This window comes from Chthonomonas sp. (genome assembly GCA_016788425.1).
Lineage (GTDB): Bacteria > Armatimonadota > Fimbriimonadia > Fimbriimonadales > Fimbriimonadaceae > JAEURQ01.
Genome location: JAEURQ010000003.1, coordinates 302,514 through 324,741, shown reverse-complemented (window position 1 = coordinate 324,741; position 22,228 = coordinate 302,514). Strand labels below are relative to the sequence as shown.

29 protein-coding genes are annotated in these 22,228 nt (G+C 60.4%); 10 read left to right on the top strand and 19 right to left on the bottom strand.

The genetic code is table 11. From position 1 onward, the window contains the following. Nucleotides 1–13 precede the first annotated feature (13 nt). From asnS to JNJ45_08805, 3 genes are all read left to right on the top strand, one after another. Nucleotides 14–1,405, top strand: a complete 1,392-nt coding sequence (gene asnS / locus JNJ45_08815) for an asparagine--tRNA ligase (protein MBL8048770.1) — start codon at nt 14–16, stop codon at nt 1,403–1,405. Further along, a complete protein-coding gene (locus JNJ45_08810; GenBank protein MBL8048769.1) occupies nt 1,405–1,962 on the top strand; it encodes a GNAT family N-acetyltransferase in 558 nt (185 codons plus the stop codon). Before asnS ends, JNJ45_08810 begins: the two co-directional genes overlap by 1 nt. A 170-nt stretch (nt 1,963–2,132) precedes the next feature. Next, the gene (locus tag JNJ45_08805) at nt 2,133–2,465 is read left to right on the top strand and encodes a hypothetical protein (GenBank protein ID MBL8048768.1); all 333 of its coding nucleotides are present in this window, start codon (nt 2,133–2,135) and stop codon (nt 2,463–2,465) included. Here the strand turns inward: JNJ45_08805 and JNJ45_08800 are convergent. Together JNJ45_08800 and JNJ45_08795 are read right to left on the bottom strand one after the other, a co-directional pair. Next, complete coding sequence (locus JNJ45_08800; GenBank protein MBL8048767.1) at nt 2,462–3,061, bottom strand: hypothetical protein; 600 nt, start codon at nt 3,059–3,061, stop codon at nt 2,462–2,464. The two genes, JNJ45_08805 and JNJ45_08800, sit on opposite strands and share 4 nt — an antisense overlap. Further along, nucleotides 3,048–3,413 carry a hypothetical protein gene (locus tag JNJ45_08795; protein MBL8048766.1) on the bottom strand — a complete coding sequence of 122 codons (366 nt, stop codon included), beginning with the start codon at nt 3,411–3,413 and terminating at the stop codon, nt 3,048–3,050. Before JNJ45_08795 ends, JNJ45_08800 begins: the two co-directional genes overlap by 14 nt. 39 nt (nt 3,414–3,452) lie before the next feature. On the opposite strand from JNJ45_08795, the gene JNJ45_08790 reads away from it, so the two are divergent. Continuing rightward, nucleotides 3,453–4,409: an acetylxylan esterase gene (locus JNJ45_08790; protein ID MBL8048765.1), complete on the top strand. Its 957-nt coding sequence runs from the start codon at nt 3,453–3,455 to the stop codon at nt 4,407–4,409. 57 nt (nt 4,410–4,466) lie between these two features. Here the strand turns inward: JNJ45_08790 and JNJ45_08785 are convergent, their stop codons facing one another. Continuing rightward, a complete protein-coding gene (locus JNJ45_08785; protein MBL8048764.1) occupies nt 4,467–4,994 on the bottom strand; it encodes a hypothetical protein in 528 nt (175 codons plus the stop codon). Between the two features lie 126 nt (nt 4,995–5,120). Between JNJ45_08785 and JNJ45_08780 the strand changes: the two genes are divergently transcribed. Continuing rightward, nucleotides 5,121–5,714: a hypothetical protein gene (locus JNJ45_08780; protein MBL8048763.1), complete on the top strand. Its 594-nt coding sequence runs from the start codon at nt 5,121–5,123 to the stop codon at nt 5,712–5,714. On the opposite strand, the gene JNJ45_08775 is transcribed toward JNJ45_08780, so the two are convergent. Genes JNJ45_08775 through dnaA form a run of 3 tightly spaced genes read right to left on the bottom strand, consistent with a single transcriptional unit; the run spans nt 5,635 to nt 9,650 of the window. Further along, nucleotides 5,635–6,378 carry a 1-acyl-sn-glycerol-3-phosphate acyltransferase gene (locus JNJ45_08775; GenBank protein MBL8048762.1) on the bottom strand — a complete coding sequence of 248 codons (744 nt, stop codon included), beginning with the start codon at nt 6,376–6,378 and terminating at the stop codon, nt 5,635–5,637. The genes JNJ45_08780 and JNJ45_08775 overlap by 80 nt on opposite strands. Before the next feature lie 9 nt (nt 6,379–6,387). Continuing rightward, nucleotides 6,388–8,235 carry a tetratricopeptide repeat protein gene (locus JNJ45_08770; protein MBL8048761.1) on the bottom strand — a complete coding sequence of 616 codons (1,848 nt, stop codon included), beginning with the start codon at nt 8,233–8,235 and terminating at the stop codon, nt 6,388–6,390. A gap of 35 nt (nt 8,236–8,270) precedes the next feature. After that, on the bottom strand, nt 8,271–9,650 hold the full coding sequence (gene dnaA, locus JNJ45_08765; GenBank protein ID MBL8048760.1) for a chromosomal replication initiator protein DnaA: 1,380 nt from the start codon (nt 9,648–9,650) through the stop codon (nt 8,271–8,273). Nucleotides 9,651–9,867: 217 nt separating this feature from the next. Here dnaA and JNJ45_08760 point away from each other — a divergent pair, with 217 nt between their 5' ends. Together JNJ45_08760 and JNJ45_08755 are read left to right on the top strand one after the other, a co-directional pair. Beyond that, nucleotides 9,868–10,491: a thiamine diphosphokinase gene (locus JNJ45_08760; protein MBL8048759.1), complete on the top strand. Its 624-nt coding sequence runs from the start codon at nt 9,868–9,870 to the stop codon at nt 10,489–10,491. A gap of 48 nt (nt 10,492–10,539) precedes the next feature. Continuing rightward, the gene (locus JNJ45_08755; protein ID MBL8048758.1) at nt 10,540–10,977 is read left to right on the top strand and encodes an FHA domain-containing protein; all 438 of its coding nucleotides are present in this window, start codon (nt 10,540–10,542) and stop codon (nt 10,975–10,977) included. On the opposite strand, the gene JNJ45_08750 is transcribed toward JNJ45_08755, so the two are convergent. Next, a complete protein-coding gene (locus tag JNJ45_08750) occupies nt 10,932–11,798 on the bottom strand; it encodes a M48 family metallopeptidase (protein MBL8048757.1) in 867 nt (288 codons plus the stop codon). The genes JNJ45_08755 and JNJ45_08750 overlap by 46 nt on opposite strands. A gap of 109 nt (nt 11,799–11,907) precedes the next feature. On the opposite strand from JNJ45_08750, the gene JNJ45_08745 reads away from it, so the two are divergent. Continuing rightward, a complete protein-coding gene (locus JNJ45_08745) occupies nt 11,908–12,195 on the top strand; it encodes a DUF1778 domain-containing protein (protein MBL8048756.1) in 288 nt (95 codons plus the stop codon). Further along, entirely contained in the window at nt 12,188–12,700 is a 513-nt protein-coding gene (locus JNJ45_08740; GenBank protein ID MBL8048755.1) for a GNAT family N-acetyltransferase, read from the top strand. The genes JNJ45_08745 and JNJ45_08740 overlap by 8 nt, the downstream gene beginning before the upstream one ends. Nucleotides 12,701–12,702: 2 nt before the next feature. Here JNJ45_08740 and JNJ45_08735 read toward each other — a convergent pair whose 3' ends face one another. Genes JNJ45_08735 through JNJ45_08705 form a run of 7 tightly spaced genes read right to left on the bottom strand, consistent with a single transcriptional unit; the run spans nt 12,703 to nt 17,414 of the window. Then, nucleotides 12,703–13,185, bottom strand: a complete 483-nt coding sequence (locus tag JNJ45_08735; protein ID MBL8048754.1) for a chemotaxis protein CheX — start codon at nt 13,183–13,185, stop codon at nt 12,703–12,705. A gap of 13 nt (nt 13,186–13,198) precedes the next feature. Then, complete coding sequence (locus JNJ45_08730) at nt 13,199–13,561, bottom strand: response regulator (GenBank protein MBL8048753.1); 363 nt, start codon at nt 13,559–13,561, stop codon at nt 13,199–13,201. Then, nucleotides 13,543–14,355, bottom strand: coding sequence for a protein-glutamate O-methyltransferase CheR (locus JNJ45_08725; GenBank protein MBL8048752.1), 813 nt, complete (start codon nt 14,353–14,355; stop codon nt 13,543–13,545). The genes JNJ45_08730 and JNJ45_08725 overlap by 19 nt, the downstream gene beginning before the upstream one ends. Then, nucleotides 14,345–15,391, bottom strand: a complete 1,047-nt coding sequence (locus JNJ45_08720; protein MBL8048751.1) for a chemotaxis response regulator protein-glutamate methylesterase — start codon at nt 15,389–15,391, stop codon at nt 14,345–14,347. Before JNJ45_08720 ends, JNJ45_08725 begins: the two co-directional genes overlap by 11 nt. Nucleotides 15,392–15,427: 36 nt before the next feature. Beyond that, a complete protein-coding gene (locus tag JNJ45_08715) occupies nt 15,428–16,276 on the bottom strand; it encodes an HDOD domain-containing protein (GenBank protein ID MBL8048750.1) in 849 nt (282 codons plus the stop codon). A gap of 6 nt (nt 16,277–16,282) precedes the next feature. Beyond that, nucleotides 16,283–16,789 carry a chemotaxis protein CheD gene (locus JNJ45_08710; GenBank protein MBL8048749.1) on the bottom strand — a complete coding sequence of 169 codons (507 nt, stop codon included), beginning with the start codon at nt 16,787–16,789 and terminating at the stop codon, nt 16,283–16,285. A 1-nt stretch (nt 16,790) separates the two neighbouring features. Next, complete coding sequence (locus tag JNJ45_08705; GenBank protein MBL8048748.1) at nt 16,791–17,414, bottom strand: chemotaxis protein CheC; 624 nt, start codon at nt 17,412–17,414, stop codon at nt 16,791–16,793. A gap of 69 nt (nt 17,415–17,483) precedes the next feature. Between JNJ45_08705 and pdxT the strand changes: the two genes are divergently transcribed. Beyond that, nucleotides 17,484–18,047: a pyridoxal 5'-phosphate synthase glutaminase subunit PdxT gene (pdxT, locus tag JNJ45_08700; protein ID MBL8048747.1), complete on the top strand. Its 564-nt coding sequence runs from the start codon at nt 17,484–17,486 to the stop codon at nt 18,045–18,047. 205 nt (nt 18,048–18,252) lie between these two features. Here pdxT and ribD read toward each other — a convergent pair whose 3' ends face one another. Genes ribD through JNJ45_08675 form a run of 5 tightly spaced genes read right to left on the bottom strand, consistent with a single transcriptional unit; the run spans nt 18,253 to nt 22,225 of the window. Then, on the bottom strand, nt 18,253–19,278 hold the full coding sequence (gene ribD / locus JNJ45_08695; protein MBL8048746.1) for a bifunctional diaminohydroxyphosphoribosylaminopyrimidine deaminase/5-amino-6-(5-phosphoribosylamino)uracil reductase RibD: 1,026 nt from the start codon (nt 19,276–19,278) through the stop codon (nt 18,253–18,255). Beyond that, entirely contained in the window at nt 19,262–19,555 is a 294-nt protein-coding gene (locus tag JNJ45_08690) for a hypothetical protein (protein MBL8048745.1), read from the bottom strand. The genes ribD and JNJ45_08690 overlap by 17 nt, the downstream gene beginning before the upstream one ends. Further along, nucleotides 19,546–20,181, bottom strand: coding sequence for a ribulose-phosphate 3-epimerase (locus JNJ45_08685; GenBank protein ID MBL8048744.1), 636 nt, complete (start codon nt 20,179–20,181; stop codon nt 19,546–19,548). Before JNJ45_08685 ends, JNJ45_08690 begins: the two co-directional genes overlap by 10 nt. After that, entirely contained in the window at nt 20,178–22,049 is a 1,872-nt protein-coding gene (locus JNJ45_08680) for a PASTA domain-containing protein (GenBank protein ID MBL8048743.1), read from the bottom strand. Before JNJ45_08680 ends, JNJ45_08685 begins: the two co-directional genes overlap by 4 nt. Continuing rightward, entirely contained in the window at nt 22,046–22,225 is a 180-nt protein-coding gene (locus JNJ45_08675) for a hypothetical protein (protein MBL8048742.1), read from the bottom strand. The genes JNJ45_08680 and JNJ45_08675 overlap by 4 nt, the downstream gene beginning before the upstream one ends. Nucleotides 22,226–22,228 lie beyond the last annotated feature (3 nt).

Sequence of the window (22,228 nt, the reverse complement as noted above, 5' to 3'; positions counted from 1 at the left end):
TATCCTTAGGGGTATGGATTTTCGCCGTCAGTATGTCAAAGACCTGTTCAGTCTCGCACCGGGCACGCAAGCCTCGGCGTACGGTTGGGTCAAAACGCGGCGCGATAGCAAGGGCGTGAGCTTTGTGCAGCTCAGCGATGGCTCGTGCTTTAAGGACCTGCAAATCGTCATTGAGGCCGGCTCGCTGCCCGAGGACACGATGAAGTTGCTGACCACCGGCGCGAGCGTGCGGTTTGATGGCGAAATCGTGGCCTCTCCTGCCGCGGGCCAGTCGGTGGAGTTCAAAGCCGCCAGCGCGGAAGTCTACGGCCCTGCCGATCCCGAGAAGTATCCGCTCCAAAAGAAGGGCGCGACGATGGAGTTCTTGCGCGAGATTGCCCACCTTCGGACCCGCGGCAACACGTTTGGCGCGGTCAATCGTGTGCGCGCCGAGGCCGCCTTCGCGATTCACAAGTTCTTCAATGAGCGCGGATTCCACTACGTCAACACGCCGATCATCACCGCCAGCGACTGCGAGGGCGCGGGCGCGATGTTCGCCGTTTCGACCTCGCTGACCGCGCACGAAGACAAGTTCAACTTGGCCTCAACCGACGCCAAGGACGACTTTTTCGGCAAGCCGGCCTACCTGACCGTGAGCGGGCAGCTGGAGGCGGAAACGCTCGCCCTCGGCTTGACCAACGTGTACACGTTTGGCCCGACGTTCCGCGCCGAAAACAGCAGCACCAGCCGGCACCTGGCCGAGTTTTGGATGATCGAACCAGAGATGGCGTTCTGCTCGCTGGAAGGCGATATGAACCTGGCCGAGGAGTTTCTCAAGTACGTGATTCAGCATCTGCTGGACAAGTGCTCGGCCGACATCGACTTCTTCAACCAACGCATCGAACCCGAGCTGATCAAGACCCTGGAGCACGTGGTGAGTAGCGGATTTGAGCGCATGACTTATACCGAAGGCGTGAAGCACCTGCAGGCATCGGGCGAAAAGTTTGAGTACGGCGTCGAGTGGGGGAGCGACCTGCAAAGCGAGCACGAGCGCTGGCTGACCGAGGTGAAGGTTGGACGCCCCGTGATTCTGACCGACTATCCGAAGGAGATCAAGGCGTTTTACATGCGCATGAACGAGGACGAAAAGACCGTGCGAGCGATGGATGTGCTCGCCCCGCGCATCGGCGAAATCATCGGCGGATCGCAGCGCGAAGAGCGGCTCGACCGCTTGGAGGCGCGCATCGTCGAATCGGGCCTGCCGCTCGAAGCCTACTGGTGGTATCTCGATTTGCGCCGCTTCGGCTCGGTTCCGCATGCCGGATTCGGCCTCGGCTTTGAGCGCCTGCTCATGTACGTGACGGGGATGAAGAATATCCGCGACGTGATTCCTTACTACCGCGTGCCGGGGAGCGCCGATTTCTGATGGCGTTTGGCCTTGTTGGGCAACGAGTGCGCTTGGTCCCCGCTGAACGCGAGAAGCATGCCGCGACCTATCACCAGTGGCTCAACGACTACGAGGTGAGCGAAGGGCTGCTGATTTCGCCGCCGCACCTGATTGAGCACGGGCAGAAGTTCTTCGACCGGATGGCCGAAAGCAAGACGGATATCGCGTTTGCGATTGAGCTTTTGGATGGCACGCACATCGGGGCAACCGGGATTCACAACATCAATCAGCCGCCGGGCACGGCGATAACGGGCTGCTTCATCGGTCGCAAGGACCTTTGGGGGCAGGGTTTTGCCGTAGAAGCCAATCGTCTGCGCAGCAAATATTGCTTTGAGGTGCTCGGTCTGCGGGTGGTGCACTCAGGTTATATCGACGGCAACGCGGCCAGCGCGCGCATGCAGGTGAAGATCGGCTATCTGGAGTGCGGTCGCTTGCCGCAGAAGTTTTGGCGTCGCGATCGGTACGCGGATGAGGTTCTGACGTGCCTGACGCGGGAACGCTGGTTGGAGTTAGAAGCGAACGGCTACCCGAAATAGCGGGTCAGGTATTTTTGCTGGCATAAAACACCACGACAATACTGCACACTATTTAGAACCGCGCCCAACGATTAGTACAATGGGCCCACCCTGGCGACTTAATTGCGCTGGGGATTTTTGTTTCTCTCATCAGGTTCGATTGAATTCACCTAAACTGGTAAACTAACTCTATGGCGAAGTGGACCGAGGGCGACAAGGTTAAGATTGTCAAGCGCGAACCGACGATGGATGACCGTCTGAGCAACTCGTATTTCGAGCACATGGGCGGGCTTGTCGGCATCGTTCAGAGCGTCTACTCCGAAACCGAGGTCGCGGTCAAAATCGACCTCGACAGCCTGAGCAAGGTCTCCAGCCACGTCCACGCCGAGGCCACGCGCCGACTGCGCGCCAAGTTCATCGAAAGCACTAGCGAAGAGGGCCGATCGCGACTCTCCGCCGAAGAGAAGAACTTCATCCCGAACTACGTTCTTCTCGTTCGCGAAGATGATCTTCAGAAGGCCTAACGGCTGAGCTTTACGAGGAGCGGATACGTGGTGGGGTCCAGCAACACCACACGCACCCAGTACTTGATTTTGCGTTCCTGCGTCCAGCCGGTCGTGTTGATCTTCGGGTCAATTCGCTTGGGGTTCAGCGCGTTCGAAATCGCTCGGAGCTGCCCGGTATTGAGTTCCTTAGCCATCACGTCGTAAACCTTTTGTGCGTTGTCTTGCGCCACCTGGTCGCGGATCACGGTGAGCAACTTGATCGTGTTGGCGATCTTGTTCTTCACATCCGGCTTCGGCATTTGCTTCTTGTTGAGAGCGTCGCTGATGCTGCGATCGAGCGACGCTTCCAACGCCGCGAGCACCGTCGCCTCCTTCGCCTCGGTTTCGCGGACCGTCTTGCGACAGCGCTCGATCACGGGCAAAATTTTCTTCAGTTGTTCGCTCGTAAAAACGGCGGGCAGAATCTGGGAAAGCATGTCCACCTGGCGCATCTTCACCAAAATCTCGTCTGACTTTTTGCCCTGATCGCTTTGGGCAACGGCGGTCGCAGGCAGAATCGCCGCGGTGGCAAGCAACAAAATCCAAGATTTCTTCAGCATCTCAATCTTCACCATCTTTGGACGGTTGAGGGGGAGGGGTGGTTTCCCGGTTCCCCGAGAGTGTCGCCACCGCCAAACCCATAGCCGCCCGCACTTGCAGGTCGGTAAACCCCAGCCCGCTCGCAAACACCAGCACCAATCCGACCGGCGTAAGCCCGTTCGGCGTAAGCTGGCGCAACGCGGCTACCAACGTGAGGCCCACAAAAAGAAGCACCAAGCCCCCGATGAGCATCAGCCCGGCCACCATCGTCCGTTTGGTCGCGGGCATCGTTTGCCAGTACTGAGCCAGCCGCGTCACCCGACCCCGGAGCCAAAGCCCATAGGCAATCCACAGCACAAAGCAGGCGGTCATCTGGCCCCAGATCATGGCCTTGAAGGTACCCGAGCGAGCGGCTAGAATGAAGCCATGCCGCTGATTGACATGCCGCTGGACGACTTGCGCGCCTATGCCGGGCGCAACCCTCGCCCCGACGACTTTGACCAATACTGGGAGCGCGCGCTGGCCGAACTCGCCGCCCAACCCGACCAGTTGGAATGGACTCCTCGCGAGTCGCCGCCGAACGCCGAATGGCTCGACCTCTGGTTCACGGGGGTGGGCGGCGCGCGGATTCACGCCCGGGTCTTGCGTCCCAAGGGCCAAACCCAACCCGGCCCGGCGGTGCTCGAGTTTCACGGCTATCAGTGGATGGCACCCGATTTCGCGGAGATGATGCGGTGGGTCGCGGCGGGGTTCACCGTGTTCGCCCTTGATGTCCGCGGCCAGGGCGGCCTCAGCCAAGATATCGGCGGCGTGACCGGGCCCACCGACGACGGCCACATCACGCGAGGCTTGCCCGGCGGGGCCGACAACCTGCTCTTTCGGCAAATTTTTCTGGACTGCGCGCAACTCGCGCGCATCGCCCTCGCCGACCCCATGGTGGACCCGACCCGTGTGCACTGCATCGGCGGATCGCAAGGCGGTGCCCTGGCTTTGGTTTGCGCAGCGCTCGAACCGCGCATCGCGCGCTGCGTAAGCGTCTTCCCGTACCTCTGCGACTACAAGCGCGTGTACGAAATGGACCTCGCCACCCGCGCCTACGAGGACATCCGCACCTACCTGCGGCGGTACCTGCCGACGCACGAGGATGTCGAGGGCTTCTGGCGCACGCTCGGCTACATTGACGTTCAGTTCTTAGCCAGTCGAATCCGGGCGGAAGTTCTCGCGGGGTGCGGTCTCATGGATACGGTCTGTCCGCCGAGCACGCAATTCGCCGCATACAACAAGCTCACTTGCCCGCACGAAGTGGCGATATACCCCGACTTCGGCCACGAGGGGCTACGCGGATTCAATGATCGCGCCTACCGATTCCTCACCCGCGAATAGGAAGCGGGCGGCTCTTGCGAAAAGAGCCGCCCGCTTTGAGTTGAGTTTCGGTTGAGCTTAGTTGCCGCCGCCGTTGTTGACACGAACCACCAAGTCGCCGCGTTGCACTGCGCCTTGGAAATCGAAAGTCAGGCTTTGGTTCTGATTTTCGAAATGAATTCGGTAAAGGTCTTTGGCTTGGTCGGCACCACCATTCGGCTGAGCGCGATCGACCACGCGGAAATTCGCGCGACCTTCAACTCGTCGAGGTTGACCGCCGACCGTGGCCGGGGGCAGGATGATGATGGCCGGGCCGCCGAATTCAGCGACATTGCCTTGTGCGCCCAGGAGCGCAACTTCTCGAACCGAGACCTTCACGCCGGGCACCGTTTCGGTGCGCACTTGCGTAAACTCGGCATTCCCACGAACGCGAGCTTGGTTCTCACGCATCATCTTCACCGCCTCAAACTTAAACTCGCCTCGGCGACCATCTTCCGATTGCGCAACGCCGCGACCATGGGTTGCCGCGACCGGAGCCGGACCCCCTTGCTGGGCGAAAACGAGCGCGCTGATGGCGACGAGACTGACAGTAATAATCTTCTTCATAGGTTTCTCCAATGAAACTTCCACCGACTCTGACGGCAACCGACCCAACATGTTCACCCATTGGCAACAATGTGCGTATTTTCCGCAATTTTTGGTGATGTTGAACCTCGCGCCATAATGATGGAAATGGTTTTGCGGTCGGTTTTTGTGCTGGGAGTTTGCGCGGCGGTAGGTCTTGTCTTCGCTGATGAGCTGATAACAATTCCGACCGGCCTGCGCGTGCCCGACCGTCAATTCTCGTTTCGCAGCAGCACCGCGCAATCGTTGCGCGGCAAGTCGCGATTCAGCCTGGCCACCGGTTACGCGAGCACCATGGAACTGCGCGGAGAGTGGTTCGATGGCCGCTTAGATGGGAGCGCCGCTTTGCAACTCCTACCCAGTCTTGCCGACCGGATTCCCGGCATCATGGTGGGCATCGAGCAAGTCGGCAACCAATTCCACGGGCGCTCAGCCTACGGCGTGTTCACGTTCGAATTCAATCAGTACGGCGAGCGCAATGCTACTTCACCGGTGCAGCTCACCTTGGGTGGCGGCAGCGGCCGCTTAGCTGGATTGTTTATGGGCCTGAAGCTCCCGGCGACCAACGAGTTTGCGATGATCACGGAGTACGACACCAGCGAGATTGCCGCCGGAATCGAGGTCAAACTCCGCGATCGGCTGAAGACGCAATGGGTGTTCCGTCGGGGGAGCACGTCGCTTCAGTTTGAACTTCGGTTTTAGTCTGCGGTAGGTTCGCGGGGTTCACCGCGACCTTCAATCCCGCTTCCTGGCACGCCGCGGCGATGCGAGCCGCAAGCTCCTGCGCAAAGAGTTCGCGGTTCTCTTTTTCGTTTGCGCCAGTCGCGATCTCGGAATAGGTAAACGGTTGACCAAAGCACACCGTGAGCTTTGCACGGCGCAGCTTTTGCCCTTTGCCCCACGCCCTCTCCGTGCCGAGAATGCCGCACGGAACCACAACTGCTTCGGAGCGGCGGGCGAACATCGCGATGCCCGAGCTGATCGGTCCCATCACATCGCCGCGACCCCGCGTACCCTCCGGAAACACGAGCACGGCTCGCCCCACCGAAAGCCGGCGGACAGCTTCCTTAATCGCTTCGGAATCGCCTTCGCCGCGTCGGACCGGGAAGGACTCCAGACTCGAGATGAGCTTGCCCAGCGGACCGCGGAACAGCTCTTCTTTGGCCATAAAACTGAGGCCGCGCCGTGTGGCCACGGCCATCAATGGCGGATCCAAAAAGCTCATATGAATCGGGGCCATCAGCACCGGCCCGTTCATCGGCACGCGATCGCCGTGAAGCACGCGGGGGCCGCCGATCACGCGGAAGAAAAGGGCGGCTACGCCCCGGATAAACCGGTACCAAAGCCGCCCCCGATCTGGTTTCATGTTGACTCGTTAGACGATGCTGTTGCCTTCGATTTCGGCCAGAATCGGCTCGATTTCGGGTTGGCTGGTGCCGAGTGCTTCGCGGATGCCGCGAGCGATGGCATTGGCTTCCTCGTCTTGGCCGACTCGGCGAGCGGCCAAACCAAGGTTCAGGCCAATCGGAATCGAGCCCGGGCAGTTGCTGAGGCCAAACCGCATGGCGTGGTAGCACTCCTCGTCCTTGCCTTGGTTACCCAGCGCAGTGGCGAGTTCGGTGTACGCCATTTCGCAGCCTGGGAAGAGCTCGATGAGGCGCTTGGCGGTTTCTTCGGCTTCTTCGTGCTCGCCGGTGCGGTTGAGTGCGGCGGCCAGGAGGGCCCACATCTTCCAGTAATCGGCCAGCCAGTTCTTCATCGGACGCAGGTCGCGCAGCGCGCCGACGTAATCTTCGGCTTCAAGCTTTTGCTGGGCGTTGCCCACGGCCTCCACGCGCTTGGGTTGTTCAAGCTCCAGCAGCCACGCAAGCAGGTTCGCGCGGGTGTTTTGGTCCACCGGCAGATTCAGCACGTCGCGCAGAATCTTCGGCACTTCAAATTGGCGACCGGCTCCCATGAGCGTCTGCGCGTACTCAATGTTCAGTTGAGCGTCGGCCGGAGCCTCGTCCAGCGCATCTTCGTAAAAGTCCATCGCGCGGTCGAACTCGCCCTTTTGCGCGAGGACCGGCGCATAGAAGCGCTTGATCGGCAGGTTCTCCGTCACCGTCGAAAGGGCCTTTTCAAAGGTCTCCAAACCGGCGGCTTCGTTTTGGTTCCCAAAGTGCGCCTGCGCCATCTTCACCCAGGCGGCGGCGTTTTGGCCGTCCAGGTCAATCAGCGTTTGGTAGAGGCCGGCAACTTCGTGACCGCGACCGGTTTCCTGCAGCACGTTGGCCAGGAAGTCGGCGCTCGGCTTATCGTTGCCTTCAAGCTCCAGAGCCTTGCGGAAGTTGCGTTCGGCGTTCACCGGCATGCCCATGCCCGCCTGCGCCAGACCCAGCCGGGTGTACAGCGCGGGTTCGGTTTCGTTGTTCTTAACCGCCTTTTCCAGCACGTCGTTGGCACCTTGGAAATTGCCAATGGCTTGATAGAGTTCGGCGAGCACGACCATGGCGCGCTCGTCGTCCGGCGCGATTTCCAGGAGCTTCTGCAGAGCCGACTCGACCATTTCCGCCGAGCCGATTTGACTTTGGACGCACATGCGAGCCAGTTGCAAAATGGCGATGAACGGGGCTTCCCAATCCTTGTCCAGTTCGGCCGATTCCAGGAGCGTGGCGAAGGACGGTTCGGGCGTAAAGGCTTCCGCCACGCGACCTTGAGTCTTGTCAATGTAGGTCGGCGCGTCGAATCCTTCAAGGAACTTCATGAAGGCGAGGCCGTTCTCGGTTCCAAAGAACTCGCTGTCCGGCTTGTCTTCCAGGTCCGCCTCGGCGAACTTGGCCAACTTCGTGATGGCTTCGCGCAGGCTCGGCAGGATGGTGAACGGCGTGAGGGCGTACTCGCTTTCGCTTACGGCCTCCTGGTTGCCCTTGGCAAAATGCCGAATCGTGAGCGTGTAATCGTTGTCGCCGTTTTCGATAAGCAGGCCGTCAACGGCGCCACCCACTTCGGCTTGATCGAACAGCTGTCCGATCATTTCGTACTCGTTCAGGGTTTCGCTGGCGTTGACATTCGCCAGGCGCGGGTTGGGACTCTCGTCAAGTCGCACGAGATAGTTGACCGAATTGACTTCGGCTCCGGTCTGCACACGAACGATCTCCGCGATGTACGCGGCGAGCTGACGCGCGAGTGTAGGACGCGAATTAGGGCCGGCGTTGAACGGGAGGACAGCAATTGAAATCACGCCCTCAGTGTACCGCGCCAGCCCCGAAACCTTCTTTATTGCGGGTAGAGATCGCGCAGCAACGTGTCCACCGCTTGTTGCAAATCGCGGTCCTTGTTCTTCAATTCGCTGATCTTTTGGTAGCCGTGCATCATCGACGTGTGGTCCCGATCGCCGAACTGCGCGCCGATGTGCTTCCACGAATCGCCGCTAATCTCGCGAGTCAGGAACACCGCGACGTGACGAGCATGCGCGATGGGCGCCTTGCGGCTGATGCCGAGAATTTCGCTTTGCTCGATGTTGTAGTACTTGCTCACCGCGTCCACGATACTGCGGAAACTCGGCTTGCTGGCCGCCTTATCTTGGTAGTACTTTTCGATCACTTCTTGCACAAAGTCCAAGGTGATCTCGCGCTTTTCCAAACTAGCGAGAGCGAGCACGCGGTGTAGCGCACCTTCGAGGGCGCGGATGCTGCCCGGGACCGAGCTGGCCAGGTGCAGCGCGACTTCGGTCGTGACGGCGACTTGCTCCTGCTGGGCCTTGCTCAGCAAAATCGCGCTCTTGGTTTCAGTGTCCGGCGTTTGAATATCAACGACGAGGCCCGATTCAAAGCGCGACTTGAGTCGCTCTTCCATGCCGTACAGTTCGCGCGGCGGGCGGTCGGCGCAGATCACGATCTGCTTGCCGATTTCTTGCAGCACGTTGAACGTGTGGAACACCTCTTCGCCGGTGCGATCCTTGCTGGAAATAAACTGGATATCGTCCACGAGCCAGATTTCCGACTTGCGCTGCGCGCGGCGGAATTGGTCAATGCGATTGGTTTGCAGCGCGTTGACAAACTGTTCGGTGAACGCCTGCGCGGTGATGTAGGTGATCGTCGCGGCCGGATTGGTGCGGCGGAGTTCATGGGCAATGGCGTGCATCAAGTGGGTTTTGCCGAGGCCCGGCGCGCCATAGATGAAGAGCGGGTTGTACTTGGTGGCGGGCTCCAGGCAAACGGCCTTGGCCCCGGCGACCGCATAACGGTTGGAATTGCCCACGATAAACGTGTCAAAGCGATACTTTTCGTTGGGTCGGAACCCGTCGGCAGCGGCATCGTTCTTGGGGGTCACCACCGCGAATGCTTGTTCGGCGGAGGTCGGCGCTTTTTCTTGCGGGCGAACTCGCACCTGAATCGTCACGGCGCGGCCCATCTCTTCGCTGAGCACTTCTTGCACGCGCTTGCTAAAACGCTCGCGGAGCCATTCCCAAATAAACTGGCCGGGGGCGCTGAAGACGACGTTGCTGTTCTCGAACTCAACCACGGTCATGCGGCGGAGGAACCGGTTCATTTGGGCCGGGTTGACCTCACCCTCAAAGCGCACGAGGGCATTGGTCCATGCGGTCTTGGCGAGCTCTAGCTCGTTGAACTTATCAAACACCAATTGATTTGCCATAAAAAACCCAACAGAAATGCATCATCTCCGCCCCATCCCCCAAGGTCCCGAGAACACCCGCAATTATGCGCGATCCCGAGACCCCGGGGCGAAGATAGGATGTAGTTTTGGGACCAATGGCAACCCCCTGTCAAGGGGGTATAAAAAAAGTCTTATCCACAATCAAAGGCTCGGTTTGAACCTGGGGAACGGTGGAAAACTCGGTGGAATTCTGCAAATGTCGCGAAATTTAATTTTGTTGGGTGGAGATGACCATGGACAAACCGAGGCTGACCAATGGGTCAGGTCGGCGGACCACATAATCGCCGCCGATGGCGGCGCAAATCGCCTTGCCGCGGAGCGCGCGGCGGACCTGGTTGTGGGCGACGGCGACTCGATCAGCGAAGCGTGGCGACCGCACCTGACCACCGACGGCGACCAAGAAACGACTGACTGCGAAAAGGCTCTGGCCGCGGCCAAATTCCTGGGCCACACCGAAGTGACCATCCTGGGGGCCGAAGGCGATCGGCTGGACCACGTGCTGGCCACGCTCTCGGCTTGCGCCGCCAGCGACCTCGCGATTCGGCTGGTGCTTCGCCTCGGTTTTGGTTACATCCTGCGCCCGGGATCGCGAACGGTCTTCCCTTGCGAGGCGGGGGCGACAATCTCGTTTTTGCCGCTCACCGAATGCGTGGCCAGCATGCTGGGCACCGAGTGGCCCGTTGAGGGCCAGAAGTTTGCGCCCGGCGGGTTCAAAAGCATCAGCAACCGCGCGCTTTCCGCGAGCGTATCGGTGGTTGTGGAAAGCGGCGTTGGTCTCCTTTTCGTACACCGTTCGACCGATACTCCACAATGGGATTGAAGTTCGCGAACAACTCGCGGGGCTTCAACCGTCCCTAGCATGAATCTCATGGAACCAGAAGATGTGGTGACCCCGATGGCCGAAGACGCCATCCCGCTTGCACGCCTAATCGTGATTCGAGGCGGCATCGAAACGACCGAGTCGTTCCTCTTTGCCCCGCCCGCCACCATTGGCCGCTTCGATCCGAGTGTCGGCCCCATTGACGTGGACCTTGGCGGCACGCCCGAGGGCGCGTACGTCTCCCGACGCCACGCCAAGATTGACTTTGAAAACGGCAATTGGAGCATCACCGACCTGGAGTCGTCGAACGGCACCTATGTCCGTCGCGACGACTTTGAGAAGGTCGAGACCGCCGAGATCAAAGACGGCGATGAGATTGCGCTCGGCAACGCCCGGTTTGCGTTCCGCGTGGGCGCCGCGCCCGACGCACCCGTCGAGGATCAGGCTCCGGTGGCCGACGAAGTCGAAGTCGTCGCCGAACCGTAAGTCCGCAAAATCTGATCGTACGAGCCCGCGAGCACCCAACGCTCGAGGGCTTGTGTGCGATAGACCGGCATCGGGTGACTCGCCGCGTAGCCGTATCGCATAAACCAAATCGCCTTCCCAACCATGTCCGTCTGCGACATTTCTTGGTAAGCCCGCGCCTGATCCACAAACGTTTCGAGGTGGGCCTCGTGCGCAAACCGACTGGGTCCGGCCGCCAACGCCAAGTTGGCGCTCATGGATGTCGGCAAGTCTTGGCACGCCAGTAGTCCGGCGCGATCGGCAGTGAGTTCGGCCTGGCGCGACCACTCGGCCAGCGCCATGACGAGGGCCAGCGTGCCGACGTCGCCAAGTCCTAGGGTCGCGCGGCCCAAAAGCTGCATAAGCGGGGCGAGCACGCGCGCCATGGACATGTAGAGAATGTGGCCGGCCTTGATGTGGCCCAACTCGTGACCAATGATGTGCACCAGTTGCTCGTCGTTAAGGGTGTCGAGAATGCTCGACCGCAGAGTGATGTAGGGTCGCTCCACGCCGCCGGCAAACGCGTTGGGAAATGGATTCCCCGTGAGATAAAGCTCGGGCTCTTGCATGTCGAGCCGCCGCGCGCAATCGCGCATGATTCCGTACACGGTGGCGTATTGTCGCGGCCCGCAACGCACGCACATCGCCATGTTTTGCACGTACATCCAGCGGTCAATCCCGTGCTCGAAAAACTTCTTGGTGAGCGTGGGTAACAGGGGGATTCGCTTGAGCGCATCGAGCGCCCGCTGATCCGTCTCGGCGTAAAAATCAGTGGCTTGCAAGCCGACAAGGTCCATTCGCATGACTTAGGTACGGCTGAGGCTGGCACGAGGTTTCGGAACAAATGGCAATATTTGGGTGGACAATGGGAACACAATCGGGCATAATCAAGTTATAGTTTAGGGAGAAGATATGCAACCTGGCAATCAACCATCACCATCTGAGGACCGACTTTCGATTCGCGCCAACGCGAAACAGAAGCAGGTGCTTCGCCGCGCGGCGGAAGTTCGCCACACCTCGATGAGCCAATTCGTGCTGGAAGCCTCGCTCAATGAGGCCGACCGAGTGCTGCAAGAGGAGCAACGGCTCGTCCTCTCCGCCGACGAGTTTGAGCTGATGGCAAAGCTCATGGATCAACCGGCGCGGGACCTCCCCGCCCTGCGCGAATTGCTCAACGAAAAACCAGTTTGGGATGCCTGACTTCGCCGCGCCCACTCCCCTCACGGCCGAGCACGAGGTAGCAAACTTTGATTGCGGGAAGCCACCGCTCAACGACTTTTTGAAAGAGCACGCATTGGCGCGGCAAAACGCGATGCTGTCGCGCACCTATGTCGTCACGCCCGTGGGCTCACTGCATGTGGCGGCGTACTACACGCTCGCGCACGTGAGTTCCGTGCGTGAACAAGCACCTAAGAAGATTGCGCGCGGAATGCCGGACACAATTCCGGCCCTGCTTCTGGCTCGCCTCGCGATTGATGAAACCTTTCAGCGGCAGGGGTTAGGAAAGTCGTTATTTTCGGACGCGCTCCGACGGACTTGGGCGGTGATGTCGCAGGCGGCCGCGCCGGTGAGATTCTTTGTCGTCGATGCGAAAGATGAGGAGGCTCGCGCCTACTACGAAAAGCTTGGGATGACGCCTTCACCGACAAATCCGATGCGCCTGTTCCTTCATTACAAGGACTTGCAGGCGATTTTTGAGGCGTAGCGCTACGCCGCCATGGCGCGGCGACGCTCTTGCAAACTCACGTTAATCTCGAACACGCCGACATCTTCCAGCTTCAGGGGAATCACGAGTGCGGGGATGTCGAGCGTGCTAATCCGCACGCTGCTGCCGCGAATAATCGTCGGCGGAGTGATATCGCAAACAAATCCGGCCTGGCTGAGAATGCCCAGCGAATTGCCACTAATCATGTTGCCGAGTTCGGCGATGGCGCTCGCCGCGAGCTGGTCGAAAGTCACCACCGATTGCCCGAGCATGATGCCGGCAATGCGGTCGGCCGTTTGCACCGACATGCCATAAATCACTTGACCCTCCACTTGGCCCGTAACGCCGATCACGATGTTCACTTGTTGCGTGGTAAACATCTGCGGACGCGCGGTCAGGTGACCACGTTCGGGCGTGATTCCGGTAAGGGTCTGAATCACGTTCAGCGACCCCTGGACAAACGGATTAATGTATTCGACTTTCACCGGATTTTGCTTCCTAGGCGGCGTGCTTGGAGATGGATTCGAGGACGCGATCGGGCTGGAACGGCTTGATGATAAAGTCCTTCGCGCCGGCCTGAATGGCTTCGACGACCATGTTCTTTTGGCCCATCGCGGTGCACATCACCACTCGCGCATCGGGATCGATTCCCTTAATCGCCTTGAGAGCGCCGATGCCATCGAGTTCGGGCATCGTAATGTCCATCGTCACGAGGTCGGGCTTGAGTTTCTTAAACAGTTCCACCGACTCGACGCCATTGGCGGCCTCGCCCACTACTTCGTAGCCTGCGCCGGTAAGGATGTTCTTCAGCGTGACTCTCATAAAGAGAGCGTCGTCGGTGATTAGGATGCGTTTCGCCATGTTTGTTCCACGTTGTTTGTTTTCTGATAAAAGAACGGATGCGGACTCTCGAATCCCAAGTATCGGTGATTGTGGATTCGTTCTGTACCGCCGATCCAAAGAATCCCGCCCGGTTTGAGCGCGCTCCAGAACTTCTGATACAGTTGGTCCTTCGCCTCGTCGGTGAAATAAATCACCACATTGCGACAGAGAATAAGGTCGTACCCTGTGTCAAAGCGATCGGCCAACAGATTGCCATGCTTAAACTGGAGGTACTTGGTGAGCGCCGGGTTTGCTTGGTACGACTTGTCCTGCGGCGTAAAGTACTTCTTGAGGTACGCGCTTGGAGTTGCCTTGGCATCTGCGGCGGAAAACACCCCCCGCTTCGCCTCGGCCAGGGCGCTCATGTCGATGTCGGTGCCCAAAATCGAGTGCCGTCCGGGAAACTTTTCGGCGAACAAACACGCGAGGGTATGCGCCTCGGCTCCGATGCTACAACCCGCGCTCCAACACTTGAGCGTCGGCGACTTGGCCAGCAGTTGCGGGATCACTTTCTGCTCAAGTTCGGCCCACTTTTCGGGATTCCGAAATAGCTCCGTGACATTGATGGCGATCTGGTCAAAGAGCCACGACGTTCCATTGGGCTGCGCCTGAGCGTACGTCCACAGTTCGTCGAGATTCGCTACCTTGCACGTGCGAAAGAGGTTGACCAATCGGCGCTGCAACTGCTCCGACTTGTAGTCGTTTAGATCGAGCCCGGTCCGCTTAAGGACCCGGCTATAAAACAGTTCCCACTCGGCGGCCTTAGGCTGCATTCTGCCCTCGTTTGGTCAGGCAACCCGCGACGTGCGACATGAGGTCGTCGATGCTGGCCTCAGCCGAGACCGCGCCGAGTTCCATCGCCGCCCGCGGCATGCCGTAAACCAGACACGAATCCGCTGATTCGCCGAGCACAACCCCGCCGGAATTTTTGATCTGCAACGCGCCTGCCGCGCCATCCTTGCCCATGCCGGTCAGCACCAAGCCAATGAGCCGCGAACCGAAGCGAGCCGCCGCGGTTTCAAACAAAAAGTCCGCCGCTGGCCGCACACCATGAATCGTGGGACGCGCGTCGAGCGCGATTTTTCCGTCCGCGTCAAGCGTCATGTGATAGCCGCCAGGCGCAAGAATCGCGACGCCCGGCTCCGGCGTCATTCCCGCTTTGGCTTCGACGCAAGGCACCGTGCCGAGCTTCGTGAGTCGCTTTGCAAACGAATCCGTGAATCCCGCCGGCATGTGCTGCACGATCAGGATCGGCGCTGGGAAGTTGGCGGGAATGTTCGGCCAAAGGCGCACCAACGCTTGCGGACCACCGGTGGAGGACGCGATGACCACGACCTTGTCGCTACGCGAGGGAATGCTGACCGCCGCGGGCTTTTCGGTTACCTTTAAGGTTGTCGGAGAGCCGACGCGGACGTATCGCCCCGCCCGAATCTTGTTCAGAACTTCTTCCTTGGTGCAGCCAAACTTCACACTGCTTGCTCCGCCGGGCTTGGTCACAAAGTCATAGGCGCCGGCTTCCATGGCCGCCAAAGTCGACTTCGCGCCCTTGGTGGTCACCGAACTAATCATCAAAACCGCCGTCGGCCTGGCCGCCATAATCGCGCGGAGCGCCGTAATGCCGTCGCACTCGGGCATTTCCACGTCAAGCGTAATCAGGTCGGGCTTGAGTTCCTCGGCCAGACGAATCGCCTCGTGACCGTTCTCCGCCGCGCCGACGAGTTCAAGGTCAAACTCGGCCTGAATCCAATCGGAAAGAATTCGTCGGATCAACGGGGAGTCATCCACGATGAGAATTCGCTGTTTACGCATAGTGTTGTTATCGGCAGTCCGGGCAGGTGTCTGCACCTAGGCGGCCAGTCCTCCCAGAATGCCTTGCGGCATGCTCAACGCCCGTTGCAGGCCCGCTCGGGCCGCTTCTAGGTGCTCAGTTTCCAGACCCAACGCGACGAGAACCTCGGGCAAGATCACGTCCTGATGACCCAGCGCGACCAGGCCCTGATTCGTCTCGGACATGAGGCCGGCGGCAAGGTTCAGGAAGTACGGCGCGACTTCGCCATCCGGCGCGCGATGCGGCCAGTGGTGGTAGCGAATGCACGTGATCACGCCGTCGGGGAAACCCCACTCCGTGGCGAGTTCCGCGCCAACTTGCTCGTGCGAGAATCCGAAAACCTCTTGCTCGGCCCTGGCCAAGGCCATCAGCTCGTCGCGGCAGAGTTGGAACACGCGATCCACGGGTTCCGGCGCGACCGCACCCATCGCCGAGAGACCGATATCCGCCAAGATTCCCGCCGTAAACAGGTCGGTTTCGCTGACCTTGGGCGACTGCGTTTCTAACGACGCGGCCACCGTCGCGACCCCCACGCTCTGCGACCACAGCGCCATCGGCAGCCGCGACCCGCGACCCGTGGAGAGGAACCAGCTGTACGTGCTGGCGGCTAGCGCCAAGCGGCGGACGTTCACCAGCCCCAGAATTATGATCGCCTCGCGCAAGCTATCAATGCGGCGCGGCACACCGAAAAATGAGCTATTCGCCAGGCGCAAAACACGGGTTGAGAGACCTTGATCCTCGGCCATGAGGTCGGCGATCGAAGCCGCGCAAGCGTCCGAGTGCTCGGTTTCGCGCGCCACTCGCAACGCGAGTTGCGGGAACGAGGGGAGATCAGCTGCCTGACAGAGCAGTTCTTGGAGAGTCATTTCGATTTAACCTGCCTTGAGATTGCAAAGTGTTCTTTCTCCCCCGAGAACGGTTCGGACGGTGATTTCGCCCGAATCTGAGTGATAGATCATGGTGCGGCCCGACGAGCCGCCGACATCGACGCCGCATACCGGGATGCGATTCTCATTCAAAAACTTCTTGACGGCATCGGCGTTGCGCGCGCCGATATCCAAGTGCGAACCGACGCCGTCGGTTTTGAAAACCGCCGCGCCGCCGCAGTACGCGGCGACCATGCGCCGCGGCTCGGCGCCGTGCAGCGACATCACGCGAATGAGCTCGGGAATGCCAACATCAGCAAACTTGCCTATCTTGTCCACCGGACGATCGGGGAATGTAGCTGGCAGCATGATATGAATCATCCCGCTGATCTGGGTCCGGTTGTCCACCAGGGCCAGTCCGATGCACGACCCGAGTCCGAGGCAGGTGTACTTGGCCGGACCCTTGCAAAAATGGATGTCGGCCATGCCGACCAGCAGCTCGGACTTGGTCATGCTAGGCCGCCTCAGCGATCCCCAACCGCTCGAACATGGTGCGCAGCGTCGCGACGGTCGGAATCAGGACAAAGTAGCCCTTGGTCGTATGCTCGGAATCGAAAATCGCCGTTTCAACTGCAAGTGCCACGGCCTCGCGGGCCTCGGCTTCCACCACAATGCTGCCGGCCACCGAGATCGCCATGTCGAGCGCAAACGACGGCGGCGTGGCGTGCATGCGCAGCCCGGTCATGTCGGCCAGCGCGTTGAGAAAACTGGAATTGATGATGTTGCCGACCTCGCGAGTGGCGGACATGTGCATGTCGTCCACCGCGGCGTAGTCGGCCGGAGCCGCGCCGAGCAGCATGGCCCAAAGTTGTTGCGCGCTTTCCCACGGGAAGAGGAACGCCATCTGACCATCCACATCGCCCTCGAACGGCATCAGCACTGAGACCACGATTTCGTCCGGACCGCCCAGCATCTGCGAAATCGTCGCCGCGGGCACCGCATCCACCTTCGGGATCTCCATGTTGAAGCTGCGCCCTGTCATGGTCGAGAGCGCAGTGAGCGCGTGACCCAGGCCAATGTTGCAAATCTCGTGCACCGCCGAGAGCTGCACCGTATTCATCGAAATCTCAAAACCCATTCACTGACCCTCAGCGAAGTTGTTCCACCGACCATAGGATTACTTGCTAGAACAAATACCGGGAGTACAATGAGGGTCGTGGTTGGCATTGTCAGCATTCAAGGCAACTTCGCAAAACACGCCGAGGCCGTGCAGGCGGCGGGCGGCTCCAGCAAGGAAGTGCGCACCCCCACCGATCTGGCGGGCGTTGACCGGCTGATCATTCCCGGTGGCGAAAGCTCGACGGTGGGCATGCTGATGCAGCGGTTCGGGCTCGGCGAGGCGATCGTGGCCGCCGTGGCCGAAGGGATGCCGATTTGGGGCACCTGCATGGGCATGATTTTGATGGCCCGGGAAGTCGAGGATCGCGACCAGTTTCGCCTCAACCTGTTGGATATCAAGGTCCGCCGCAACGCTTTTGGGCGGCAGGTTCACAGCTTTGAGCAGCAGATTCCAATGGTCGGCCTGACCGAGCCGGTGACGGCGGTGTTCATTCGCGCGCCGGTCGTGGTGGAGCGAGCCGACGACGTGCAAGTTCTGGCCGCGATTGATGACCAGGTGGTCGCCGTGCGGCAAGGGAATCGGCTGGGAACCTCTTTTCATCCCGAGCTGACGGACGATGTCTCAGTCCACCGCTACTTTTTGGGGTTCTAAAAGCAGAAGGCCCCGCGCTTGAGGGCTTCCGGCGGGGCTTCTTATTGGGTTTTTGGGAGAGAGAGTATGAAACTCTCATAGATAAGAACCACCAAACCCCGCAAATAGTTCAAAAAAAATCCCCGCTCGTTTCGGCGGGGGCTTGAGGGTGGGTGTTGGGAGAAAGAGTCTGATGCTCTTTTGTATATGCTAACGCTGGTTTTCTTTACCGCGTTCCCACTCTTTTGTACGTGAACCAAAAGTCCCGGTCGAGCCGCATACTGCGCGTGACCCTAAACTCTTCGGCAAAAGCTTGTTGAACTTGAGGCGTCAAAAACGGCTGCCCTTCGCCCCATTCATCGGGCGAGCGGAACACCTCAAACTGGTCCATGGCGGGCAGCATCGCGCTGAGCAACGTCGCGCCCCCCTCAATCATCAAGCCCGTCGCGCCAAGGCCGGCGACCGCCTGTATGATGCTGGCGTTCTGCGTATCAGCGAGCGCAATATCAAAACCATGCTCCGCACGCAGGCACAATCGCCGCCCGCCGCTCGCGAAGAACTCATGATCTGCCCCCACGCGCGAATGGGGGTCGAGCACCAGCCGAGACGGTTGATTCACCACGCCCAGCACGCGCGCGGTGAGCTGCGGGTTGTCGAGTTCTAACGTGCGGCGACCCACCAACACCGCACCCAACTCGGCGCGCATGCTGTGGCCCATGGCCCGGGCCGATTCGCCCGTGATCCACTTGCTGGTGCCGTCGAGCCGCGCCAAAAATCCGTCCGCTGTAATCGCGACCTTGCCGACCACCGTCACTCGTTGCCGGGAAAACTGGCGCGCGACCCATTGCGCGCGTTCGGCCATGTCTTCGGGCCAAACCTCAGTGGCAACCCCGGCATCACGCAACACATGAACGCCCGCCTCCGCCCTTGGGCGACTCTCATCCAGGGCACCAATCCAGACCTTGGCCACGCCCGCGCTGATCAAGGCCTGGGTGCACGGGCCGGTGCGCCCCTGATGATTGCAGGGCTCCAGCGTGACGAAAACCTCCGCGCCGCGAGCCCGGTCTCCGGCTTGCCGCAACGCGACAACCTCGGCGTGCGGGCCACCGGCGTGGTCGTGATAGCCCTCGCCGACGATCTCGCCGTCTCGAACGATGACGCAACCCACGTGCGGGTTCGGCGCGGGATAGCCCTGCTGAGCGAGTTCCAGCGCCCGATCCATCGCGGCGTCGCGACTACTCCTTTCGGGCATGATCGTGGAGCGTGCCCTCAATCAATTCGTCGTAGTTTCCGCGCATTTCTTCCACATATTGGCGTCGTGTGTGCCGAATGATGAGCACCGCAAAAATGGCGGCCAGCAAAAACAGCAGGCAAGTGATGCCAAAGTAGGTCAGCAGATGCACGCCATACTGAGCGAGAACCTTCTTCGGGGCGTCGCTCGGCGGACGCGGTCCTACGAATTTCACCCACGACAGCAGCATCGCGACTCCGGCCACCAAAAACGTGGTGCAGGCGACCTTTAGCCACATGCGCGGAGCCTCCGCACTAGCGCGGAAATGCCTTCAGGCCCGGTCAGATAGCTTCCCACCACCGCGATATCCACGCCCGCCGCCTGAGCAATGGGCCAAGTCTTGTCGTTGACGCCGCCATCACTCTCCACCAGCAGGTCGGGTCGTCGAGCCTTGATCCACGCCACCTTTTGCAGGCAGTCGCCAAGAAACGCCTGGCCGCCCCAGCCGGGGTTGACCGTCATCACAAGCGCGATGTCGAGCATGTCGAGCACGGGCTCCAAAACCTGCACCGGCGTACCGGGATTGATCGCCACTCCGGCCTCAATGCCCATGCCCTTGAGGCTCTGCACCAAGCGATGGCTGTGCATCGTGGCCTCCGCATGGAAAATAATGCGCTGGCATCCGGCGCGGGCAAACGCCTCGAAATGCGCTTCGGGCGTGAGGGTCATCAAGTGGGCTTCGAACAGGATTTCGCCGACCGGACGAAGGCTCTGCACGAGCGCATCGCCGAATGTGATCGGCGGCACAAACTGCCCGTCCATCACATCAAAGTGGATCAAGTCCACCCCGGCGGCGACCATGTCGCGAACCGGGCCGGCCACTTCGGCCAGCGGAAAGCTGAGGATGCTCGGCGCGATCTTCACCGGCGCGACTCCTTGAGCGGCTTTTGGTCCACCAGTTGGCCGTCGTAGTAAACGCGGTACTCGGGTTCGTCGCCCGCGGCTTCCACTTCGATACTACGCGTGGCGCTTTGGCCACTGAGGCGCTCGCTAAACACCGACCGCTCGCCGTCAGCATCCACGACCGTGATCTGCACTTCGGTTTCCGGCTGACCCTCGGGCATGGTCAGGCGAATCGTGTATTTTTGCGTTTTGCCGCCGCCTTCCCCTTCGGCGGCATCGCGGAACTTGCCGCGACTCACCGTCACCGCGACCTTCCCGGCATTGCGCTCGATCTGCACCTTCGCGCGCGGACGTTGCTCGATGATGTTGCCCTCACGGACCTTGTCATCGTAAGCGCGTTTGACCGGTTCGCGAAGCTGCAAACCGAGTGTTGTGAGGGTCTGCTTCGCCTCTTCTACGCTGCGACCGACCAAGTCGGGCACTTCGACAAAGCCCGTGCCTGCAGAGATAATCACGTTTACCGTGCTGCCCTGCTTAATGGCTTGGTTGGCGCTGGGGTTGGTTTCGAGCACCGTATTTTCCGAATACTTTTGATCAATCTGCCGCTTGATGACGCGCATTTTCAGACCCATCATCTTTAGCTTCTTGTCGGCTTCGGAGGCGCTGATGAACGTCACCTTGGGCATCCGGATTTCCTTGGGTTTGGTCAGGTTCCAAAAAACGTAACTACCCGCGAGCACCAGCAACATCAGCGTGATGAGGATGAGCAGCATGCGCAGCCCCTTCGGAATGGAGTCGCTGATCTCGATTGGCGTTTCCTCGGGCTTCATCTTGTCGCGCACGGCGCCCATGCGCGGCGCGATCAGGCCGGCGTCCTCGGGCTTGGGTTGCGGCCGACTCGCGGCACCCGCGTCTACTTTCGGACTTGTTGAAATCGCGACCGTCTTAGGAATGTCGGCAATGCGGCTGGCGATGCTGGCGGGCACCACTACGCGCTCGTCGGGCTCGGCTTGCGCCGCCGTGTCTTGCGGATCGGGCACAAGCGGCCAGGCGAGTTGACGGCCAAACCGCAGCCCATCTTGAACAATGCGAATGTCGGCGAGCAGCGACCGGATATCGGGATAGCGCTCGCCCTTGCTCTTCGCTAACACCTTTTGCAGCATCTTGTCGAGCACCATCGGCACGCTGGAATTGGTGGCCACCGCCGAAGGAATCGGCTCGGCCGACTGCTTCACGGCAATCGCCATCGCGTTGTCGCCGGGATAGGGCATTTTGCCCGTCAGAAGTTCAAACAGCAGCACGCCGACGGCGTACATGTCGGTGCTTGGGCTCGGCATTTCGCCGCGCGTGATATCGGGCGCAAGGTAGGGCGCCATCATGGGCAAGACGACCGCGCCCGCCGTGCGACTATGACTAAAGCTCGTCCACATGCCGGCCAGCGTAATGCGCACGCGATTGTCCGGCCCCACCATGATGTTGCGGCTACTCAGGTCGCCGTGCGTCACGCCGCTCTCGTGCAACATCATTAGTCCCAAACAGATGTCGCTGATCATGCCGAGGGCCACGCCCGGGCTGAACGGCGCGAGCAAGCCGATTCGCTCGGCGAGAGGGACGCCCGGGCTGAATTCGGACACCAGATACGAAACGCCGTCTTCCCGTTGCAATTCCAACATGCGCTCGATATTGGGGTGAGGCAGCGAGATGCTGCGCTGCACGACTTCGGAAAGCGCGGTGAGGAACGGCTCCTCGCTGGCGAACGGCTCGTCGAGCACGCGGACGACCACGTCGCGACCCACAACCCGATCGCGGGCCTTGAAAACACGGAACAGCGGCGATCGCTCGGTCTCCTTCATCAGCTCGTAGCGCATGCTGAGCACGGTGCCGATCATGAGCGGTCCTCCGGTAGCAATCCGACCACGAGCACGAGGCCAAGCAGAACGGTGGCTAACAACGCCACGGGAGGCTGATCGATGCGGCGCGCATAGTCGGTGGCTTCGCCGCGCCACACGGCCAACTGGCTCATGACATAACCGCTGGTGACGAAGAGGCCGATGACCAAAACCAACGC

Excerpts from the sequence above, each read along its gene's own strand:
- asnS (MBL8048770.1), top strand. The coding sequence starts at position 14 with ATGGATTTTCGCCGTCAGTATGTCAAAGACCTGTTCAGTCTCGCACCG.
- JNJ45_08810 (MBL8048769.1), top strand. The coding sequence starts at position 1,405 with ATGGCGTTTGGCCTTGTTGGGCAACGAGTGCGCTTGGTCCCCGCTGAA.
- JNJ45_08805 (MBL8048768.1), top strand. The coding sequence starts at position 2,133 with ATGGCGAAGTGGACCGAGGGCGACAAGGTTAAGATTGTCAAGCGCGAA.
- JNJ45_08800 (MBL8048767.1), bottom strand. The coding sequence starts at position 3,061 with ATGGTGAAGATTGAGATGCTGAAGAAATCTTGGATTTTGTTGCTTGCC.
- JNJ45_08795 (MBL8048766.1), bottom strand. The coding sequence starts at position 3,413 with ATGATCTGGGGCCAGATGACCGCCTGCTTTGTGCTGTGGATTGCCTAT.
- JNJ45_08790 (MBL8048765.1), top strand. The coding sequence starts at position 3,453 with ATGCCGCTGATTGACATGCCGCTGGACGACTTGCGCGCCTATGCCGGG.
- JNJ45_08785 (MBL8048764.1), bottom strand. The coding sequence starts at position 4,994 with ATGAAGAAGATTATTACTGTCAGTCTCGTCGCCATCAGCGCGCTCGTT.
- JNJ45_08780 (MBL8048763.1), top strand. The coding sequence starts at position 5,121 with ATGGTTTTGCGGTCGGTTTTTGTGCTGGGAGTTTGCGCGGCGGTAGGT.
- JNJ45_08775 (MBL8048762.1), bottom strand. The coding sequence starts at position 6,378 with ATGAAACCAGATCGGGGGCGGCTTTGGTACCGGTTTATCCGGGGCGTA.
- dnaA (MBL8048760.1), bottom strand. The coding sequence starts at position 9,650 with ATGGCAAATCAATTGGTGTTTGATAAGTTCAACGAGCTAGAGCTCGCC.
- JNJ45_08760 (MBL8048759.1), top strand. The coding sequence starts at position 9,868 with ATGTCGCGAAATTTAATTTTGTTGGGTGGAGATGACCATGGACAAACC.
- JNJ45_08755 (MBL8048758.1), top strand. The coding sequence starts at position 10,540 with ATGGAACCAGAAGATGTGGTGACCCCGATGGCCGAAGACGCCATCCCG.
- JNJ45_08750 (MBL8048757.1), bottom strand. The coding sequence starts at position 11,798 with ATGCGAATGGACCTTGTCGGCTTGCAAGCCACTGATTTTTACGCCGAG.
- JNJ45_08745 (MBL8048756.1), top strand. The coding sequence starts at position 11,908 with ATGCAACCTGGCAATCAACCATCACCATCTGAGGACCGACTTTCGATT.
- JNJ45_08740 (MBL8048755.1), top strand. The coding sequence starts at position 12,188 with ATGCCTGACTTCGCCGCGCCCACTCCCCTCACGGCCGAGCACGAGGTA.
- JNJ45_08730 (MBL8048753.1), bottom strand. The coding sequence starts at position 13,561 with ATGGCGAAACGCATCCTAATCACCGACGACGCTCTCTTTATGAGAGTC.
- JNJ45_08725 (MBL8048752.1), bottom strand. The coding sequence starts at position 14,355 with ATGCAGCCTAAGGCCGCCGAGTGGGAACTGTTTTATAGCCGGGTCCTT.
- JNJ45_08720 (MBL8048751.1), bottom strand. The coding sequence starts at position 15,391 with ATGCGTAAACAGCGAATTCTCATCGTGGATGACTCCCCGTTGATCCGA.
- JNJ45_08715 (MBL8048750.1), bottom strand. The coding sequence starts at position 16,276 with ATGACTCTCCAAGAACTGCTCTGTCAGGCAGCTGATCTCCCCTCGTTC.
- JNJ45_08710 (MBL8048749.1), bottom strand. The coding sequence starts at position 16,789 with ATGACCAAGTCCGAGCTGCTGGTCGGCATGGCCGACATCCATTTTTGC.
- JNJ45_08705 (MBL8048748.1), bottom strand. The coding sequence starts at position 17,414 with ATGGGTTTTGAGATTTCGATGAATACGGTGCAGCTCTCGGCGGTGCAC.
- pdxT (MBL8048747.1), top strand. The coding sequence starts at position 17,484 with ATGAGGGTCGTGGTTGGCATTGTCAGCATTCAAGGCAACTTCGCAAAA.
- ribD (MBL8048746.1), bottom strand. The coding sequence starts at position 19,278 with ATGCCCGAAAGGAGTAGTCGCGACGCCGCGATGGATCGGGCGCTGGAA.
- JNJ45_08690 (MBL8048745.1), bottom strand. The coding sequence starts at position 19,555 with ATGTGGCTAAAGGTCGCCTGCACCACGTTTTTGGTGGCCGGAGTCGCG.
- JNJ45_08680 (MBL8048743.1), bottom strand. The coding sequence starts at position 22,049 with ATGATCGGCACCGTGCTCAGCATGCGCTACGAGCTGATGAAGGAGACC.